The sequence below is a fragment of the Flavobacterium piscisymbiosum genome, from assembly GCF_020905295.1.
In the GTDB taxonomy this organism is placed as follows: domain Bacteria; phylum Bacteroidota; class Bacteroidia; order Flavobacteriales; family Flavobacteriaceae; genus Flavobacterium; species Flavobacterium piscisymbiosum.
The window spans coordinates 6,285,471-6,302,874 of record NZ_JAJJMM010000001.1 but is presented as its reverse complement, the minus strand read 5'-3'; the positions used below and the strand labels follow the sequence as shown (position 1 = coordinate 6,302,874).

21 protein-coding genes are annotated in these 17,404 nt (G+C 32.6%); 10 read left to right on the top strand and 11 right to left on the bottom strand.

Annotated elements, in window-relative coordinates:
• Positions 1 to 43 precede the first annotated feature (43 nt).
• From gloA2 to LNP81_RS26470, 5 genes are all read right to left on the bottom strand, one after another.
• Entirely contained in the window at positions 44 to 433 is a 390-nt protein-coding gene (gene gloA2 / locus LNP81_RS26490) for an SMU1112c/YaeR family gloxylase I-like metalloprotein (RefSeq protein WP_230040598.1), read from the bottom strand.
• Entirely contained in the window at positions 434 to 1,006 is a 573-nt protein-coding gene (locus LNP81_RS26485; protein WP_230040596.1) for a sugar O-acetyltransferase, read from the bottom strand.
• Positions 1,007 to 1,082: 76 nt separating this feature from the next.
• Positions 1,083 to 1,538 carry a hypothetical protein gene (locus LNP81_RS26480; protein WP_230040594.1) on the bottom strand — a complete coding sequence of 152 codons (456 nt, stop codon included), beginning with the start codon at positions 1,536 to 1,538 and terminating at the stop codon, positions 1,083 to 1,085.
• A 37-nt stretch (positions 1,539 to 1,575) separates the two neighbouring features.
• Positions 1,576 to 2,034 (bottom strand): DinB family protein, encoded by a 459-nt coding sequence (locus LNP81_RS26475; protein WP_230040592.1) that lies wholly within the window; start codon positions 2,032 to 2,034, stop codon positions 1,576 to 1,578.
• A 79-nt stretch (positions 2,035 to 2,113) separates the two neighbouring features.
• A complete protein-coding gene (locus tag LNP81_RS26470; protein ID WP_230040590.1) occupies positions 2,114 to 2,842 on the bottom strand; it encodes a carbon-nitrogen hydrolase family protein in 729 nt (242 codons plus the stop codon).
• 147 nt (positions 2,843 to 2,989) lie between these two features.
• Here LNP81_RS26470 and LNP81_RS26465 point away from each other — a divergent pair, with 147 nt between their 5' ends.
• From LNP81_RS26465 to LNP81_RS26425, 9 genes are all read left to right on the top strand, one after another.
• A complete protein-coding gene (locus LNP81_RS26465; protein WP_230040588.1) occupies positions 2,990 to 5,155 on the top strand; it encodes a TonB-dependent receptor in 2,166 nt (721 codons plus the stop codon).
• Between the two features lie 383 nt (positions 5,156 to 5,538).
• On the top strand, positions 5,539 to 5,946 hold the full coding sequence (locus tag LNP81_RS26460; RefSeq protein ID WP_230040586.1) for a DUF2141 domain-containing protein: 408 nt from the start codon (positions 5,539 to 5,541) through the stop codon (positions 5,944 to 5,946).
• A gap of 50 nt (positions 5,947 to 5,996) precedes the next feature.
• A complete protein-coding gene (locus LNP81_RS26455) occupies positions 5,997 to 6,620 on the top strand; it encodes a hypothetical protein (protein ID WP_230040583.1) in 624 nt (207 codons plus the stop codon).
• 23 nt (positions 6,621 to 6,643) lie between these two features.
• Positions 6,644 to 8,002, top strand: coding sequence for a histidine kinase (locus LNP81_RS26450; RefSeq protein ID WP_230040581.1), 1,359 nt, complete (start codon positions 6,644 to 6,646; stop codon positions 8,000 to 8,002).
• Between the two features lie 2 nt (positions 8,003 to 8,004).
• The gene (locus tag LNP81_RS26445; RefSeq protein ID WP_230040579.1) at positions 8,005 to 8,307 is read left to right on the top strand and encodes a 2TM domain-containing protein; all 303 of its coding nucleotides are present in this window, start codon (positions 8,005 to 8,007) and stop codon (positions 8,305 to 8,307) included.
• A gap of 2 nt (positions 8,308 to 8,309) precedes the next feature.
• Positions 8,310 to 8,639: a 2TM domain-containing protein gene (locus LNP81_RS26440; RefSeq protein WP_230040577.1), complete on the top strand. Its 330-nt coding sequence runs from the start codon at positions 8,310 to 8,312 to the stop codon at positions 8,637 to 8,639.
• 2 nt (positions 8,640 to 8,641) lie between these two features.
• Entirely contained in the window at positions 8,642 to 8,947 is a 306-nt protein-coding gene (locus LNP81_RS26435) for a 2TM domain-containing protein (protein WP_230040575.1), read from the top strand.
• 16 nt (positions 8,948 to 8,963) lie between these two features.
• The gene (locus tag LNP81_RS26430) at positions 8,964 to 9,350 is read left to right on the top strand and encodes a 2TM domain-containing protein (RefSeq protein ID WP_230040573.1); all 387 of its coding nucleotides are present in this window, start codon (positions 8,964 to 8,966) and stop codon (positions 9,348 to 9,350) included.
• 36 nt (positions 9,351 to 9,386) lie between these two features.
• The gene (locus LNP81_RS26425) at positions 9,387 to 10,154 is read left to right on the top strand and encodes a LytR/AlgR family response regulator transcription factor (RefSeq protein WP_230040571.1); all 768 of its coding nucleotides are present in this window, start codon (positions 9,387 to 9,389) and stop codon (positions 10,152 to 10,154) included.
• A 9-nt stretch (positions 10,155 to 10,163) separates the two neighbouring features.
• Here the strand turns inward: LNP81_RS26425 and LNP81_RS26420 are convergent, their stop codons facing one another.
• The 5 genes from LNP81_RS26420 to LNP81_RS26400 all read right to left on the bottom strand — a co-directional run bounded on the left by LNP81_RS26420 (position 10,164) and on the right by LNP81_RS26400 (position 14,530).
• Positions 10,164 to 10,886 carry a hypothetical protein gene (locus LNP81_RS26420; RefSeq protein WP_230040570.1) on the bottom strand — a complete coding sequence of 241 codons (723 nt, stop codon included), beginning with the start codon at positions 10,884 to 10,886 and terminating at the stop codon, positions 10,164 to 10,166.
• Positions 10,887 to 10,898: 12 nt separating this feature from the next.
• Complete coding sequence (locus LNP81_RS26415) at positions 10,899 to 11,699, bottom strand: hypothetical protein (protein ID WP_230040568.1); 801 nt, start codon at positions 11,697 to 11,699, stop codon at positions 10,899 to 10,901.
• Between the two features lie 28 nt (positions 11,700 to 11,727).
• Positions 11,728 to 12,753 carry a COX15/CtaA family protein gene (locus LNP81_RS26410; RefSeq protein ID WP_230040566.1) on the bottom strand — a complete coding sequence of 342 codons (1,026 nt, stop codon included), beginning with the start codon at positions 12,751 to 12,753 and terminating at the stop codon, positions 11,728 to 11,730.
• Positions 12,750 to 13,037 (bottom strand): hypothetical protein, encoded by a 288-nt coding sequence (locus LNP81_RS26405; RefSeq protein ID WP_230040564.1) that lies wholly within the window; start codon positions 13,035 to 13,037, stop codon positions 12,750 to 12,752. The genes LNP81_RS26410 and LNP81_RS26405 overlap by 4 nt, the downstream gene beginning before the upstream one ends.
• A 62-nt stretch (positions 13,038 to 13,099) precedes the next feature.
• A complete protein-coding gene (locus LNP81_RS26400) occupies positions 13,100 to 14,530 on the bottom strand; it encodes a CCA tRNA nucleotidyltransferase (RefSeq protein ID WP_230040562.1) in 1,431 nt (476 codons plus the stop codon).
• 328 nt (positions 14,531 to 14,858) lie between these two features.
• Here LNP81_RS26400 and yaaA point away from each other — a divergent pair, with 328 nt between their 5' ends.
• The gene (gene yaaA / locus LNP81_RS26395) at positions 14,859 to 15,617 is read left to right on the top strand and encodes a peroxide stress protein YaaA (RefSeq protein WP_230040560.1); all 759 of its coding nucleotides are present in this window, start codon (positions 14,859 to 14,861) and stop codon (positions 15,615 to 15,617) included.
• Between the two features lie 198 nt (positions 15,618 to 15,815).
• Here the strand turns inward: yaaA and LNP81_RS26390 are convergent, their stop codons facing one another.
• On the bottom strand, positions 15,816 to 17,402 hold the full coding sequence (locus LNP81_RS26390; RefSeq protein ID WP_230040558.1) for an MDR family MFS transporter: 1,587 nt from the start codon (positions 17,400 to 17,402) through the stop codon (positions 15,816 to 15,818).
• Between the last annotated feature and the right edge of the window lie 2 nt (positions 17,403 to 17,404).

Genomic DNA, 17,404 nt, shown 5'->3' with positions numbered 1-17,404 from the left:
ATGAAAAACTTGGCGTCTTCGTGCCTTAGCGGCAAAAAAAAACTTATCTCTCATAAAACTCAATAGGCAACAAATCAGGATCTGCGATAAAAGTAAATCGCTTTTCTGTCGTTTCATCAATTCGTATGGGTTCTGATTCGATATTTTTGGTATCTAAAAAAGCAATTGTTTCTTCGAGATTAATTACTTCGAATGCTAAATGACGCAATCCAACTGCTTCCGGTCGTGAAGGACGTTGCGGTGGATTTGGAAACGAAAACAATTCAACGATATAACTTCCGTTTAAAGCCAAATCAAGTTTATACGATTGGCGTTCTTCGCGATAAATTTCTCTAATAATCGTTAATCCCAAAACTTCGGTATAAAAAGTTTTCGATTTTTGATAATCAGAACATAAAATGGCGATATGATGAACTTTATTTAAGGTAAGCATTTATTTAGATTCTGGTTCTTGATTTAATTTTCGAATTACTTTTGCCGGATTTCCAACAGCCAGTGAGTTGTCCGGAATATCTTTTGTTACCACAGATCCTGCGCCAATAACACATCCTTTGCCAATAGTTACACCTGGACAAATAACAGAATTTCCGCCAATCCAGCAATCATCACCAATAGAAATTGGCAATGCATTTTCGAGTGTTTTTCTTAATTCGGCGTCAAGTGGGTGAGTGGCAGTGTAAATTTGAACATTTGGTGCAAAAAACACATTCGAACCAATATTTACAGGAGCACAATCCAAAACAACACAATTTACATTGAAATAAACGTTATCGCCACAAAAAATATTGTAACCATAATCGCAATGAAAAGGAGGCTCGATATAAAAACTCTTTCCCGCATTAGGAATTAATTCTTCTAAAATTAGTTTGGCTTTTTTTGTTAGGCGATATTCGGTTACGTTTAATCGGTGTAATAAATTTTTGGCTTTTCGGCGATCTTTTACTAAAACAGGGTCTCCTGCAACATAATATTCTCCCTCAATCATTTTTTCTTTTTCTGTTTTCATAAGTGGTTTCTTGTAATTTTTTAATATTCACCGCAGTTTACGATTGTAAAATATTAATTATAAAATCAAAAGATTTTTAAACTTCATATTCTAAATTTATAAAATTTGGAATTTTCTCGTAATTTTTATTTTGCCAACTATCGAATGCAAATTTTTCAATTTGATTATTTAATTCATAATCCAATTCAAAATCAGTTTGTTTGCAAAAAGCTAAAATGGTAGCATATCCCACAATAGTTGGATTTGTGTCAATCGCAATTCTACCTTCAACCTTTTTTACTTTCACAGTCCATTTTTGGTTAGTTTTTGAAAAAACAAATTCTAATCCTTTTATTACTGCTTTTTTCCAGCTCTCGTAACCTTTTGCAGGAATGCTTTCAATGTTTCCTTGTCTTGTCCAACCTTCACCGATGTATTCTTCTATGATTTCATTTTTACTATCACTTAAGGTAACTTCAATATTTATTATGGCAAAAAAAGGTTTGCCATCCTTAACTTTTAATAAGCGATAGTCTAATTTATCATCAATCATTTCGACTTTATATTTGTTTTTAATATTGAAAATGATTTTAAAGCAACTTCTTCAAAATCACAATTTGTCCTAAATGATAAACATCGTGCTGAATAATACCATGAATATCTTCATAAAAATTATGATTATTATTTTGGTCTATTTTTTCGAAATCAGCATCATTAAAGTCGTTCAAACAAGCGTTCCACATTTCCTGAGATTTTGCCAGACTTTGCAGTGATTGTTCCCACGAAGCTTCAGAAGAATCCAGAATTGGCACAAAATAATTATGATCAGGAGTTGTAATTATTTCTCCCTGAACACGCCTTAATATGTTTCTTCTCCATTGTATCAGATGATTGACAATTTCCCAAATCGTGTTTAAATTTGGATTGATTTTTCTGTAAGCCTGCTCAGCCGTTACATTTTCTAAAGTATTTGCCAAAGTAACCTCCAGCCACGGATTTCCATTATAAATGGACTGATATAAATTCGAAACTCTTTTGCTTTCTGACATAACTGCTATGGTTTATTTGTTTTATTTTAAAAAATTAAACTTTCGGTCTTAATGATTATCAAAGATATAAAATCAATTTCTAGATAATCTGTTTTACAACTTTTTCAGTCTCAGTATTAAAAATGATTATACCTTCGTTTTTGTTGTCAAGCTGGTCGGCTAATTTTCCTTCTTTTGTCCAGACAGCACTGTAGCCAACACTCACAAAATTATCGCATTCCCCAATACAATTAGCCATTAGAACCGGCATAGTGTATTTTTTAGCAATGTTAGGATAATGCACAAACGCTTTTTCTATTCCGTTTTGAGATTTTGCAACACTGGCGAGATAAATTTCACCTCCAAGTTCACTTGCTTTTTGTGCATGTTCCGTTTGCAGGCTTTCATAACATATAGCCGGAATAATTTTTTGATTATCAATTTCGATTATTTCCTGGCCTTTTCCATTTTCAAAATACGGCAATTCGTCTTCGTGAAGTAGCTGTTTAGAATAAGAAATGCTTTCTTTATTGGGTTGAAAAATAATCATACTAATTTGTATTCCGCTTTCAGTTTTTAGTGGAGATCCAACTCCAATCGTAATGTTTTTTAAATCACTGATTTCCTGAAAAACATCAAATCTATGGTCATCTTTATGAGTTGCGAGAGCTTTAGCCAACTCTGGCTCATAAGCTGTTAACGAAAGTTCAGGGAAAAAGACAGCATTTGCATTTAATGAAACTGCAAGTTCAATAAATTTGATGTGTTTTTCTATATTGGCTGAAATATCTCCTTTTAAAGGTTTTATCTGTGCAATTGCTATGTTCATTAGATGTTTTATTAAATACTTTGAACTAAAAGCTAAGATACAAATAAAACTAATTTACAACTCATCCTCGAAATTCTACAATTGGGTTATTTAATGTTTTTTAACAAATAATGTTAAAATATATTTGCTTCATCAAAATCAAATACCATGACAACCAAATTACTTTTTACAATTACTTTTTTATTTTTTACCAGTTTTATTTTTGCCCAAAATACCATTTCCGGTAAAGTATTAGATCAAAAAGGTAAACCTGTTCCTGGAGCTAATATTTATATAGACGGAACCTACGACGGAGCGACAAGTTCTGAAACGGGAGATTTTTCGTTTGAAACATCAGAAACAGGAAATAAGACTTTAGTGATAAGTTTTTTGCTTTATGATACTTTCAAAAAAGAAATTGATGTTGCCAACTATAAAGATCAAATCGTAAAACTTAGAGAGAATGTAAACGCACTGGATGCTGTTGTAATTACCGCCGGAACATTAGAATCAGGAGATAAAGCCAGAGTTTCAGTTTTAAAACCTTTAGACATCGTAACCACTGCGGGATCTGCCGGAAATATTATTGCTGCTTTGCAAACCTTACCGGGAACACAAACTGTTGGCGAAGACGGACGTTTGTTTGTTCGTGGAGGTGAAGCCAGCGAAACCCAGACTTTTGTAGACGGACTTCGTGTAGCACAGCCTTATGGCGCAACAACAAATAATTTACCAACCCGAAGCAGATTTTCGCCTTTTTTGTTTAGCGGAATTGCTTTTTCTACCGGAGGTTATTCTGCTGAATATGGTGAAGCTTTGTCCAGTGTTTTATTGTTAAATACGCAAGACGAACCAGACCAGAATAAAACAGATATTGCCTTGATGACTGTAGGTTTAGGAGTTGGAAATACACAAAAATGGAAAAAAAGCTCTTTTAGCATCAATACCAATTATATCAATCTTGCACCTTATCAGGCTGTAATTCCTCAAAATGTAGATTGGAATAATCCCTATCAGTCTTTGGGCGGTGAAGCGGTTTACAGATATCATTTTGAAAGAGGTATTTTTAAATTGTACGCTGCTTTTGATGCTGAGAAATTCGATCTAAACCAGAAAAATGTAAATTTCGTTGATCCTATCAGAACGGATTTAAACAACAATAATTTTTATTTGAATGCATCTTACAAAGGAGATTTTGGAATCGGTTGGCAACTTACTTCGGGAATTAGTTACGGCTATAGCAAAAACAAAGTCAAATACGATATTAATGATGTCGACAGCAACGAAAATGCAGCTCAGCTAAAATTGAAATTAAGAAAAAACATCTCTAACTATTTTAAATTGTCTTTTGGAGCTGATTATTTTATGACGAGATACAATGAAAATTTTGATGATAATATTTCGATAAAAACAGCAAATGGCTACGACTCGAATATTGCAGCTTTTTATACCGAAGGAGATATTTTATTCTCGAAAAATCTGGCAATGAAAGTAGGTTTGAGACTTTCGAATAATAGTTTGCTTGACGAAACGAATATCGCACCAAGAGCTTCAATTGCTTATAAAGTTTCTAAAAACAGTCAGTTTTCATTTGCTTACGGAGATTTTTCTCAAACTCCTGTTGTTGATTATATTAAATATTCAAAATACCATCAGTTCGAAAGTGAAAAAGCAAGACATTATATTTTGAATTATCAGTTTACAAAACCAGGACAAACTTTTAGGGCAGAAGCGTATTACAAAGATTACAGCAATTTGGTTCAGTATAATACAAGAGATATTCAGTACAATTCGGTTTTCAATAACAACGGTTCAGGTTATGCAAAAGGATTGGATTTGTTTTGGAGAGACAGTAATTTATTAAAAAACTTAGAATATTGGATTTCGTATTCGTATATCGATTCTGAAAGACAATACAAGAATTTTCCAACGATGGCAACTCCAAATTTTGTAGCGAATCACAGTTTATCAATTGTTACCAAATATTTTATCACCGATTGGAAATCGCAAATAGGTTTCACCAACAGTTATAGTTCAGGCCGACCTTATAACGATCCGAATCAAACTCAATTCATGAACGGAAAAACAAAGTCATATAATAGTTTAAGTTTTAACTGGGCGTATTTACTAACGACACAAAAAATTCTGTATTTCTCAGTTTCGAATGTATTAGGAACTCAAAATGTTTTTGGTTACGATTACGCAAAATTACCGGATCCAAATGGAGTTTATAACAGACAGCCAGTTGTACCAACCGCAGACAGATTCTTTTTCGTAGGTTTCTTCTGGACGATTAGTGATAATAAAAATGAGAATCAGTTGAAGAATTTATAATCTGAGGCGCTAAGATACTAAGGTTCTAAGATGCTAAGAAAAAAACTTAGAACCTTAGCATCTTAGAATCTCAGAAACTTAAAAAAAACAATTCAGTAACCAAAATCAACAACTCAGTATTATTTAATTTTAAGAGAGCAAAAACCAAAGTATTTTTGAAGTATAAAATTAGTAGGGACTAAGTTGCTAAGCTTCTAAGATACTAAGAAAAAAACTTAGAGACTTAATTACTCAGTAACTCAGAATCTTAAAAAAAACAATAACAATTAGAGTTTTAATCATCAATAAATTAAAAGCGGCTAAGTTGCTAAGATTTTAAGAAACTAAGAAAAAAACTTAGAATCTTAGCAACTCAGAACCTTAGAACCTTAAAAAGAAAAGCCATGATCAAAATTATTACAATAATCACCTTATTTATCTGCAGTTTAATGTCTGCTCAAAATGTAACCCTAACTGTTTCTGTTTCGGGTTTAAAGAATAATGAAGGAACTGTTAAAGTAGGTTTGTACAACTCAGATGGAACATTTCTTAAAACAACATATAAAAGTGTAGCTTCTAAAGTTAAAGACAACAAAGCAGTGGTAACATTCGAGAATCTTCCTGCAGGAGAATATGCAATTTCAACTTATCACGATGAAAACAATAACGGAAAACTAGATAAAAACATGATGGGAATTCCTTCTGAAGATTATGCAGCTTCAAACAATGCAAAAGGATTTATGGGACCACCGGCTTATAAAGATGCTAAATTTGTCATTGCTAAAGATTCAAAAATTGAAATTACCTTATAAAATAGTAACTAACAAAACAATTTAAAACAACCATTTTAATTACTTGTAAAATGAAAAAAATCATCACTTTAGTCGCATTATTCGTTGTAGCAATAAGTTCTGCACAAACCCAGTTTGAACAAGGAATGGGAAAAGCATTAGGGCTTTGGAAAGAAGGAAAAAACACAGAAGCTTCGGCATTGTTTGAAAGAATTGCTGCGGCAGAAAAAACAAGTTATCTGCCTAATTATTATATAGGTTTAATCAATACTATAGCTGCGTTTTCTGAAAAAGATAAAACAAAAATCGATTTGTTATTGACAAAAGCGCAAGATGCATTGGATGTTGAATTGATAAAAGATCAAAACAATGCCGAGTTATATGCCCTGCAAGCTTTGATTTATACCGGCTGGGTAGTGGCAGACCCAATGACAAACGGAATGAAATATTCGGCTAAAGTGATGGAAGCTTACGCAAAAGGAAAAGCGATAGATCCCAATAATCCCAGAATTGTTTTTGGTGAAGCTGATTATCAGTTAGGTGGCGCAAAATGGACAGGAGTTGATACAAAACCACTTTGTGCACAAGTTGATAAAGCTGTTGAACTTTTTGCTACTTTTAAACCAGAAACTTCCTTTTCGCCAAAATGGGGATTAGAAAGAGCTTTAGAAGTTCAAAAAAATTGCAAAAAATAAAATAAATTTAAGTTGATATTATAATGAAAGACTATAGAAGTTCATTTGCTGATTTAAAAAGTGGAACAATCATTTGTTTCAAGATTTCTATGGTCTTTACAGTAATATTCTCTGCTTTTTTAGGCGCTGATCTCACCATTCAAAACGTATTGCTAACATTTCTTTTAAGCTCTCTTTATTCTTTTGGTTTGGGTTTTGGAAATGGTTTTTTAAGTGTTCTCCTGGATAGAAAATGGGATTGGCTGGAACAGACTAATTTAAGAGTGTATTACGGAATTTTGGTTACGGTTTTATATACTGTTCCAGCCGTTTTAGGAATTAATTATATCATTTATGTATTAGTTCAAAATCTTCCTGTAGAGAAGTTTTTTAGCGACAGAATGATTTGGAACCACTTTTTTTATATCGTTTTATCTCTTGGAGTTTCTATTTTCATGCAGGCGAGAAGCTTTATGGTAAAATGGAAACAGGCATCAAAATTCGAGATAACGCAGCAAAAAATTATCGCAGGAACGGCAAATGCTAAATTCGAAAGTTTAAAAAATCAAATCGATCCGCATTTTCTTTTTAATAGTTTGAATGTTTTAAGTTCTTTAATCGAAGAAAATCCGGATAATGCGCAACGTTTTACTACTTCATTATCTAAAATTTACCGCTACGTTTTAGAGCAAAAAGACAAAGAACTGGTTTCGGTCGAGGATGAATTGTCATTCGCAAAAACCTATATGAATTTGCTGAAGATGCGTTTCGAAAATAGTTTGTTTTACGAATTGCCTACAACTAACATAAATCCGGATGCAAAAGTGGTTCCGTTATCACTGCAGCTTTTGCTGGAAAATACAGTAAAACACAATGTGGTGAGTGAGCAGAAACCATTGCATATCAGAATTTTTATTGATGGAGATTATTTAGCGATTCAAAACGATTTTCAAAAGAAAGAAGTTTTGCAGGACAGGCAGGGAGTAGGTTTGCAAAATATTGTAAATCGATACGGGATTGTAACGAACAGAAAGGTATTGATTGAACAAAATGAGAAAAATTTCACAGTTAAAATTCCAATTTTGACCAAACAAATTACAGTCATGGAAACAAGTGCAGAATATAATGATGAAAATAAGGCTTATTTCAGAGCTAAAAAAAGAGTAGAAGAATTGAAAGGTTTTTACGGGAATGTTATTTCATATGTATGTGTAATTCCATTTTTGATTTTTATAAATTTAAGATTTTCTCCTGGATTTCAGTGGTTTTGGTTTTCAGCTTTAGGCTGGGGATTTGGAGTGGTAATGCATGCTTTTAAAGTTTTTGGTTATAGCTCAGATTGGGAAGAACGAAAAATCAGACAGATCTTAGAGAAAGAAAATAACAAACAAACCTGGAAATAATTATGGAAACAAATTACGCCGAAGCTGATCGTTATTATGAAGCTCAAAAAAAAGTAGCAGAAATTAAAAAGTTTTATCAGCATTTGACGGTTTATCTTCTCTGCAACCCAATTGTAATTGTGGTAAATCTTATGACTTCACCAGGTTATTTGTGGTTTATATGGTCCCTGATGGGTTGGGGAATAGCAATAGTTTTACACGGATTAAAAGCTTTTGAATTCTCACCGTTTTATAATAAAGAATGGGAAGAACGAAAAATCAGAGAGATTTTAGAAAAAGAAAATAAACGTCAAATCTGGAAATAGTCATGAGAGCAAAAAATAATAAAGACACGGAAGCATTCGAACTTGAAAAAATGGCAACCAAAAAAGTGGTTAAATTGAAAGCTTTTTATTCGCACATGTTTGTCTACGTTATAGGAGTGATTTTTTTTATTTTGAAGGAATATTTCGGAGTTCCGTTTAATTTTTTCCCTTTAAAACATATTAATCTTTTTGTAATGGCAGTCTGGACGGTTTTCTTCTTAGTTTCTGCAATTGACATATTCGCTTCTTTTAAAATTTTTGGTGAAGAATGGGAAGAACGTAAAGTAAAAAGCATCTTAGAAAAAAGAATAAAAAAACAAAAATGGGAGTAATCATGGAAGTAAATTTAAATGAAGAAGACAGATATTATCTGGCAAAAAAGAGAGTTGAGGAAATTAAAGGCTTTTACGGAAATTTAACCGCATTTATTGCTGTAAACGTTGTCCTTGTTTTTATCAATTTATACACATCACCCAATCATTTATGGTTTTATTGGCCTCTAATGTGGTGGGGAGTTGGAGTTGTTTTTCATGGAATGAAAGTTTTTAAAATATTCCCGGTTCTTGGAAAAGGATGGGAAGAAAGAAAGATCAAAGAATTGATGGAAAAAGAAAAAGAGAATAAAGCTAAATGGCAATAATTTAATTTTAAATAAAATGGGACGATTTAGACAACGCATGTATGAGGAATACAGACATGAATTTAGTACAGATGAAAGTTATAATATTGCATATAAAAAAGTGAAGAAAATTAAAGGGTTTTATTCGCATTTGAAGGTTTATATTATAGTAAATGCTATTATCATTTTTACCAGTTTAAATAGAAATTTTACTGGATTTGACTTTAAAAATGGAAATCATTTTGAAATAAGAGGTTTTAATAATTGGGAGATGTATTCTACAGCAATATTTTGGGGAATAGCTTTATTGATTCACGCTTTTACAGTTTTTGGACCGGATATTTTTTTCGGTAGAGACTGGGAACAAAAGAAAATTCAAAAATATATGGAGGGAGAAGCTCAGAATAAAAATAAATGGGAGTAATTTTAAACTAAAATTTCAATTTTTGCATTGTACTAAATGACCACATTAATTATAGAAGACGAAAAACCGGCAGCAAGATTATTGCAGCGTAAGCTCGAAAAGTTAGATATTGCCGTAGAAACCATGCTGCACTCTGTTGAAGAATCTCTTCATTGGTTTAGCAATAATGAGCACCCCGATTTAATTTTTCTCGATATTCAGTTATCAGATGGTTTGTCGTTTGAAATCTTCGAAAAGATAAACATTCAAAGCGCTATTATTTTCACTACAGCTTATGATGAATATGCTTTGAAGGCATTCAAATTAAACAGTATCGATTATCTTTTAAAACCTATTGATGAGGATGACTTAGAAATTGCTGTCACAAAATTTAAAAACCGAATTCCGAAAACAGATGCAGGAAATCAAAATCTGCAGCTTGATTTTGAGCAAATACGTCAGATGTTGTCTAATCCTTTCGAGAAGAGTTACAAAAAACGTTTCACCGTAAAAATAGGGCAGCATTTAAAAGTTATTACGACCGATGAAATCGAATGTTTTTTTAGCGAAAACAAAGGAACTTATATTCATACTTTCGAAAATAGAAACTATCTAATCGATTCTACTTTAGAAGTTTTGGAGCAGGAATTAGACATGAAGGATTTCTTTCGCGTAAGCAGAAAATTTATTGTTCCGCTTACAGCAATAAAGGAAATTCAGGTGTATACCAATTCACGTCTCAAAGTAATTTTACCATCTTATAAAGAAGATGAAGTGATTGTAAGCCGCGAAAAAGTGCAGGATTTTAAAGCTTGGTTGGGCTAGGAAGTTATTTTATTTCCACCAATCTTTACGAAAGTCAGTATTCCAGCCGTTGTTTTGGTATTTTTTGTTTACAATAAAATCTCCAATAGCTTGTGCTACGTTGAGATCAGTGCTCATAGGAATAAAATCTGATCCCCAATGTGATAACTTGCTTTTTTTAGTCTTGTAATCGGTCCAGGTACCTACAAAACCATTGTTGTAATTAGAATCAGGTTCGTCGCCGTCATCTGGATATTCCATCGAATTGTCTTTGTTAACTCCATAATAAGTTCGTAAAACACCTTTGAAATATCCGGAATTGTTTTGCAGAGAGTTTTCGTAAAAAATGCAATTAGCAATGATAAATCCGGAGGTTTTATATCTCGGATTTATTTCTTTTGGAATATAATTTTGAATAATTTCGATTTTCCCCTGAAATTCACAAATGTTATTCTTTACGATCGATTTGCCATAAACCAGATAAGTATTTGGATTTTCAGGATCCTTGATAATAGAAATATATTTTACACCCAGTTTTTGATAATTTTCTCCAATGATACCTAAAACATTATAATTGGGATCTTGCCATATTTTCGAAAAGTCAAGGTTTTTAAGAGTGCTAATACCTTCAGATTTATATTCGGAATTATCTACATTAGACCATTCTTTACTTTTACCGGCATCATATACTTGTGCGAAAGTAGCTTTAGTAAAAAGAAAGAAAAAAAGGAGAATGATAAAGGTATTTTTCATTTTAAAATAAATTTACTTCAGTTGTTTATAAACACTTTCTTCTTCAAATCGTTTTCTGTCTGTGATCTTAGATTTATTAAAATTATCCTTAAAACTTGTTCTTAAAAAGTACGAGCCATAACCTTCCTGATAGCTAATTTTAATTCCTAAAATTAAAGAATCATTTACAACTTTTATATTATAAATGTTTTCTAACGAACCATCATCATGCGCAAGAGCTGCAAGTTTTTGACTAGGATAATAGTCTTCGGCTTCCGGATTTTTAATGGTCGAATATGTATTGTCTTTTTGGTTTAAAACTATCAATAAGCTAAAATCATCACAAGTGGTTAATCCTTCATCATCAGATGCGCCCATTTCGAAGTTTGTAACCGGAAAAACAGAAAAACTTTCATTGTTACTGTTCTTAAAGTCAAAATTTTCGTTATGATTTATTTCATAAACATCTCTTCCAAAAACAATATAATTTTTGCCTTTATATTCAATTTTTATGAAGTTTGATTTTAGACAATAATCTTTGCTTTTATCGATATTGTAAATAGAAGTACTTTTTTCTAAAATCTTAATTTTCGAAATTTCTTTTATCTCAAGTTCTTCTGTTTTATTGAGTTTTTCATCAAATATTTGCAATTGTCCGTTCAATACAATTCCGTCTTTAGAATATTTTTCGAATGTTAATTTTTCCTCCTGATTTTTGTTTGCTGAATTGGTGGCTTCAGTTTTGGTTTCAGGAGTTTTAATTTTTTCAGATTCTTTTTTGTTGCTGCAACTTAATATTAAAAATACTAGAAAAAGAACTGAAAGATGTTTCATGGTTGTGGTTAGGTTTAATGAATGGTTTTTATTTACTCAATCGATGCAACGTAAAAGTCATCGCACTCAAAAGGAAGAATGCCATAATTTGGTGAATTAATCCTAGAGCCAATGGAACACTGTATAATAGTGTAAATACACCCAATGCAAATTGAATAAATACAAAAACAACTAAAGTTTTAATTCCGTTTACTTGTGTTCGTGAAAGCGAAAATTTGGTGCTTTTGTAATATAAAAACAAGATGAAAGCCACCACAACATAAGCAAAAGTTCTGTGTACAAACTGAACACCGCTTTTACCTTCGATTAAGTTTTTGACCAAAGTAGATTGTTCAATAAAAACAGAATCATGTATAAATTCTCCATCGCTCATTAATGGCCAGTGATTGTGAATTAATCCCGCATTTAATCCGGCTACAAAGCCACCGTAAATAATTTGAATTAATAGCGCAACCAAAGCAAATCGTGCAATATTGCGAAGCGGAATTACTTTAGTAATCGTTCTTTCTGGATAAATTAAATCTAATGCTACCCATAAAGTATACGCGAAAGTGATAAAAGCAAAAGTAAGGTGTAAAGAAAGTCTAAAATGACTTACATCCGGATTGTCGATTAATCCGCTGCGAACCATAAACCATCCAAGGAAGCCCTGAAAACCTCCCATTGCCAAAAGAATGATACATTTTTTGATAGTAGGACGATCCAGTTTCTTTTTCATTAAAAAATAAACAAAAGGAACAAAGAAAACTAGCCCAATGATTCGACCAATAAAACGGTGAAACCATTCCCAGAAGTAAATAAATTTATAATCGGATAATTGAAAATCGTTGTGAATATTGATTTTTTGATACTCAGGAAATTTCTTGTATTGCTCGAAAGCTTCATTCCATTTTGCATCTGTCAAAGGCGGGAAAGTGTCGGTTACCAAATGCCAGTCGGTCATTGATAAACCTGAATTTGTTAATCGCGTGATTCCGCCAACAACAACCATTAAAAACAATAAAACACATCCTGATAGTAACCAAATGATTACTGATTTATTCTCTTTTTTCATTCTTTTCCAATTAATTCGATTTCGTTTATTCGTTTTTTCTTTAAGTAAAATTTTGCCAGAAAATAATTTGTAATAATATTTAATGGAAGTATGATCGAAAGTTTCCCAATTCTCTCGGCATACGTATCATTGATTTCTAATTTTAAAACATCTATAAGAATAGAAGATTCAAAAATAAAGAATGCAATAAAAACTATTGCAATTGCAATTACGCAGCTAAAGAAAAATATAATTTTAAGTTTAAAATGGTTACTGTCTGTGTCTTTTAGTTTTTTTGAAAACATAATATTTGATATTATGAATACCAATAAAAGTAAAACAAGAAAGACAGCACCTAAAGCATCCATTATTTCTTAGGCGTTAAATTTAATTTTGCAGCTCTTCTAATAATAAAATCATAAGCTGCCTGATATTCATTAGGGATATCACCTTCTAAAATAGCTTCTTTCACCGCTTCTTTCAAAACTCCAATTTCGCGCGAAGGTTTCAAATCGAATATTTCCATAATTTCTTCTCCTGAAATTGGCGGTTGAAAATTACGTACATGATCGCGTTCTTCAACCTCTACAATTTTCTTGCGAACGATTTCAAAGTTTTTATGATATTTCTTAAACTTCGACGGATTTTTGGTTGTAATATCAGCCTCGCACAATGTCATTAAATCCTCTACATCTTCACCAGCATCAAAAACCAAACGACGAACTGCACTGTCGGTTACAATATCCTGCGCCAAAACAATCGGGCGCGAACTCATAATAACCATTTTTTGCACAAATTTCATTTTATGGTTTAAGGGCATATGCAAACGTTCGAATATTTTTTTCGCCATTTTACCGCCTAAAAACTCATGTCCGTGAAAAGTCCAGCCTAGTTTTTTATTAAAACGTTTTGTTGGCGCTTTACCAATATCGTGCAACAAAGCCGACCAACGCAACCAGACATCATCTGTATTAGGGCAAATATTATCGACTACTTCAAGTGTATGATAAAAGTTGTTTTTATGTGTATGACCTTCAATTTCTTCGACCTGATTTAAAGCTGTTAATTCAGGAAGAATAATATCTAAAAGTCCGGTTTTATATAAAAGTAAAAATCCTGTTGAAGGTTTTGGTGTAGATAAAATTTTGTTTAATTCGTCTACGATTCTTTCGCCGGAAATAATTTTAATACGATCTGCATTTTTGGTAATCGCATTCAATGAGTTTTCTTCGATTTCGAAATTCAATTGCGTTGCAAAACGAATCGCACGCAACATTCTCAACGGATCGTCAGAATATGTGATATCAGGGTTTAAAGGCGTTTTTATCGTTTTATTCTCTAAATCAGCCAAACCATTAAAAGGATCAGAAAGATCTCCAAAAGTTTTTTCGTTTAGCGATAAAGCCAATGCATTTATGGTAAAATCACGACGGTTTTGATCGTCTTCAAGCGTTCCGTTTTCGACAATAGGATTTCTACTGTCAAAATTATAGGATTCTTTTCGGGCACCAACAAATTCAATATCAGTATCTTCAAAACGCAACATTGCGGTTCCGTAAGTTTTAAAAACCTGTACTTTTGGTTTTTTAGGAAGTAATTCAGAAACTTTCAAAGCCAATTCGATACCACTGCCAACAGCAACCACATCGATGTCTTTTTTTGAACCCCGATTTAAAAGCAAATCCCGAACAAAGCCGCCAATTACATAACTGTCGACATTAAGTTCCTGAGATGCTTTCGAAATTATTTCGAAGATTTTATTTTGTAAAGCTGTTTTATAGTTTGTTTGTATAGCCACGAATTCACTAATTTTAAAAATTACATTTCTTTTCTTGAAGAGAATGAAACGTCCGCAAATTTACAACATAGAAAATGCCTATTATAATGTAAAGGTCACTTTTTTATAGAAATTCACAGTTTCAGATGCAGAATTTTATTAAAATTAAAATGGTTGCCAAGAATTAAACGAATTTTCACGAATAAGATTGAATTTAGAAAAAAGAAATTAGTGGAAATTCTTGTAATTCGTGGCAAAAAAACATTTATACCACTATCAAACAAATCAATTCTGATATCTTATTTTTAAAATTTCAATTTGTATTTTTGAATCATATAAAAACGCACACATGAAAATTGTTATATCGCCAGCGAAGTCATTAAATTTCGAAAAAGAATTACCAACTCCTCAATATACAGAACCCGCTTTTTTAAAAGAAGCACGTGTGGTTCATAAAGTTTTAAAAGAAAAAAAACCAGCTGAATTGTCCCAATTAATGTCAATCTCAGATAAATTATCAGATTTAAACTGGAAAAGAAATCAGGATTGGAAAGCACCTTTTACTCCGGAAAATGCACGTCCGGCAATCTATACTTTTGATGGAGATGTTTATACGGGTTTAGATGCTTATACAATTCCGCTAGAAAAGCTAGACGTTTTACAAAACAAGCTTAGAATTTTATCCGGTCTTTACGGCGTTTTAAAACCATTAGATTTAATGCAGGCATACCGTTTAGAAATGGGAACAAAATTACCAATTGGTGAATATAAAAATCTACACGAATTCTGGAAACCAACCGTTACAAAAGCTTTAAACAAAGAATTAGAAAAAGGAGAATTGTTTGTGAATTTGGCGAGTAACGAATATTTCTCGGCAGTTGATGTTAAGGCTTTAAAAGTGCCTGTAATTACTCCGGATTTTAAAGATTACAAAGACGGAAAATTAAAAATCATCAGTTTCTTTGCAAAAAAGGCGAGAGGTATGATGGTACGTTATATTATCGATACCAATGCAGAAACTATCGATGATCTTAAAGGTTTCGATTATGATGGATATGGTTTTGATGCCAATCTTTCTGAAGGGAATCATTTGGTGTTTACGAGATAGTTTTTTTAGAGATTCTAAGGTTCTAAGATGTTGAGATTCTAAGTTTTTTGCCAGAGAGTCGTAGACTCGGTACATTTTGTAGGCAGGGATTTCAATCCCTGTATAAATAAATAGTCAATAAAATATTTTCAAATCACAAATAAAAAAAGCCGGGCTAAATAAATAGTCCGGCTTTTTCGTATTATAAATCAATTATTATTAATGCATTGCATCAGCAGGATTAATCTTGTTTTTTCCTTTTTTAATGAAAAGAATAATTGGTATACAACATAAGAACATGATTCCTAAATACATGAAAATATCTATGTATGACATCACTGTACTTTGTTTCATTACTGAATATTCTATAGCCTGATAGGCTTTTTTAAGAGCAACATCGGCGCTATAGCCTTTCGCTTCAAATGCTCTTTGCATTCCTAGTATACGTTGTTGAACCTGATAATCTGCAGGATCTAAATTCGTTAATAAATTAACCCTGTGTTCCTGACTGAAACGTGTGATAAAAGTGGTAATGATCGCAATACCAAATGAACCACCTAATTGTCTCATCATTCCTGTAAACGCGGCTCCTTCACCAATATGTTTTCCTTTTAAGGTAGAAAGCGAAAGTGTGGTAATAGGTACAAAAAGTAATCCCAAACCAATTCCTCTTAAAATTAAAGGCCAATACATATGCTCTACACCAGTATCTGGCGTCATACGGGTCTGCATCATAAAGGTAAAGAAGAAGAAAACTAAAAATCCAACTCCAACCATATAACCTTGCGGAACTCCTTTTTGAATCATATTACCCACAAATGGCATCATGATCGCTGTAGTAATCGAACCCGGAATTAATAATAATCCGGCATCAGTTGCTGTCCATCCTAAAACAGATTGCGTATAAATTGGGATAATCAAAGTCGATCCGTATAAACCGAAACCAAGAATAAAACACATTACGGTTCCAATTCTTAAATTTCCATCTTTTAAAACACTAAGGTTTACAATAGGATATTTATACGTTAACTCTCTCCAGATAAATAATATCAATCCAAGAACTGTAACAACACTTAAGGTTACGATTGTAGAATCGTTAAACCAGTCGTCTTGTTGCCCATGTTCCAGAACGAATTGTAATGATCCAATAAAAGCCGCTAATAATATAATTCCCCACCAGTCAACCTGATTTGCTTTTAATTTCTCTCCGTATTTCGGACTTCTTACGAAAGTAAGAGCCAGAATAGTAGCGATAATTCCTAAAGGAATATTGATATAAAATATATAAGGCCAAGAATAATTATCTACTAAATATCCTCCCAATGGCGGACCTAAGGTTGGACCAACAATTACACCCATTCCGTAAATTGCTTGTGCCATACCACGTTTTGCCACAGGATAACTTTCGGTTATAATAGTCTGGGCTGTTACAAGCAGGGCACCACCGCCCATACCTTGTACAAACCTAAAAGCTACTAATTCCCAAATATTACTGGCGTTACCGCATAAAAAGGAACAGACTGTAAATAATATGATAGAGGCCACAAAATAATTACGTCTCCCAAATTGTTGCGAAAGCCAACTCGTCATCGGTATTACAATAACATTCGCAATTGCATATGCTGTAATTACCCAAGCCACATCAGTCAAAGTAGCACCAAGGCTACCTCGCATGTCTGTTAGTGCTACGTTTACAATCGTGGTATCTACAATTTCCAACAGTGCACAAAGTACTGCAGTAATCGTAATAATGACACGTCTGTAACCGTATTCTACTAAATCGTCGTCTCCTTGTACTGCTGTCATTA

Excerpts from the sequence above, each read along its gene's own strand:
- LNP81_RS26465 (WP_230040588.1), top strand. The coding sequence starts at position 2,990 with ATGACAACCAAATTACTTTTTACAATTACTTTTTTATTTTTTACCAGT.
- LNP81_RS26405 (WP_230040564.1), bottom strand. The coding sequence starts at position 13,037 with ATGTTTTCAAAAAAACTAAAAGACACAGACAGTAACCATTTTAAACTT.
- LNP81_RS26450 (WP_230040581.1), top strand. The coding sequence starts at position 6,644 with ATGAAAGACTATAGAAGTTCATTTGCTGATTTAAAAAGTGGAACAATC.
- LNP81_RS26430 (WP_230040573.1), top strand. The coding sequence starts at position 8,964 with ATGGGACGATTTAGACAACGCATGTATGAGGAATACAGACATGAATTT.
- LNP81_RS26440 (WP_230040577.1), top strand. The coding sequence starts at position 8,310 with ATGAGAGCAAAAAATAATAAAGACACGGAAGCATTCGAACTTGAAAAA.
- LNP81_RS26470 (WP_230040590.1), bottom strand. The coding sequence starts at position 2,842 with ATGAACATAGCAATTGCACAGATAAAACCTTTAAAAGGAGATATTTCA.
- LNP81_RS26460 (WP_230040586.1), top strand. The coding sequence starts at position 5,539 with ATGATCAAAATTATTACAATAATCACCTTATTTATCTGCAGTTTAATG.
- LNP81_RS26475 (WP_230040592.1), bottom strand. The coding sequence starts at position 2,034 with ATGTCAGAAAGCAAAAGAGTTTCGAATTTATATCAGTCCATTTATAAT.
- LNP81_RS26435 (WP_230040575.1), top strand. The coding sequence starts at position 8,642 with ATGGAAGTAAATTTAAATGAAGAAGACAGATATTATCTGGCAAAAAAG.
- LNP81_RS26415 (WP_230040568.1), bottom strand. The coding sequence starts at position 11,699 with ATGAAACATCTTTCAGTTCTTTTTCTAGTATTTTTAATATTAAGTTGC.
- LNP81_RS26455 (WP_230040583.1), top strand. The coding sequence starts at position 5,997 with ATGAAAAAAATCATCACTTTAGTCGCATTATTCGTTGTAGCAATAAGT.
- LNP81_RS26485 (WP_230040596.1), bottom strand. The coding sequence starts at position 1,006 with ATGAAAACAGAAAAAGAAAAAATGATTGAGGGAGAATATTATGTTGCA.
- LNP81_RS26480 (WP_230040594.1), bottom strand. The coding sequence starts at position 1,538 with ATGATTGATGATAAATTAGACTATCGCTTATTAAAAGTTAAGGATGGC.
- LNP81_RS26390 (WP_230040558.1), bottom strand. The coding sequence starts at position 17,402 with ATGACAGCAGTACAAGGAGACGACGATTTAGTAGAATACGGTTACAGA.
- LNP81_RS26410 (WP_230040566.1), bottom strand. The coding sequence starts at position 12,753 with ATGAAAAAAGAGAATAAATCAGTAATCATTTGGTTACTATCAGGATGT.
- yaaA (WP_230040560.1), top strand. The coding sequence starts at position 14,859 with ATGAAAATTGTTATATCGCCAGCGAAGTCATTAAATTTCGAAAAAGAA.
- gloA2 (WP_230040598.1), bottom strand. The coding sequence starts at position 433 with ATGCTTACCTTAAATAAAGTTCATCATATCGCCATTTTATGTTCTGAT.
- LNP81_RS26420 (WP_230040570.1), bottom strand. The coding sequence starts at position 10,886 with ATGAAAAATACCTTTATCATTCTCCTTTTTTTCTTTCTTTTTACTAAA.
- LNP81_RS26425 (WP_230040571.1), top strand. The coding sequence starts at position 9,387 with ATGACCACATTAATTATAGAAGACGAAAAACCGGCAGCAAGATTATTG.
- LNP81_RS26445 (WP_230040579.1), top strand. The coding sequence starts at position 8,005 with ATGGAAACAAATTACGCCGAAGCTGATCGTTATTATGAAGCTCAAAAA.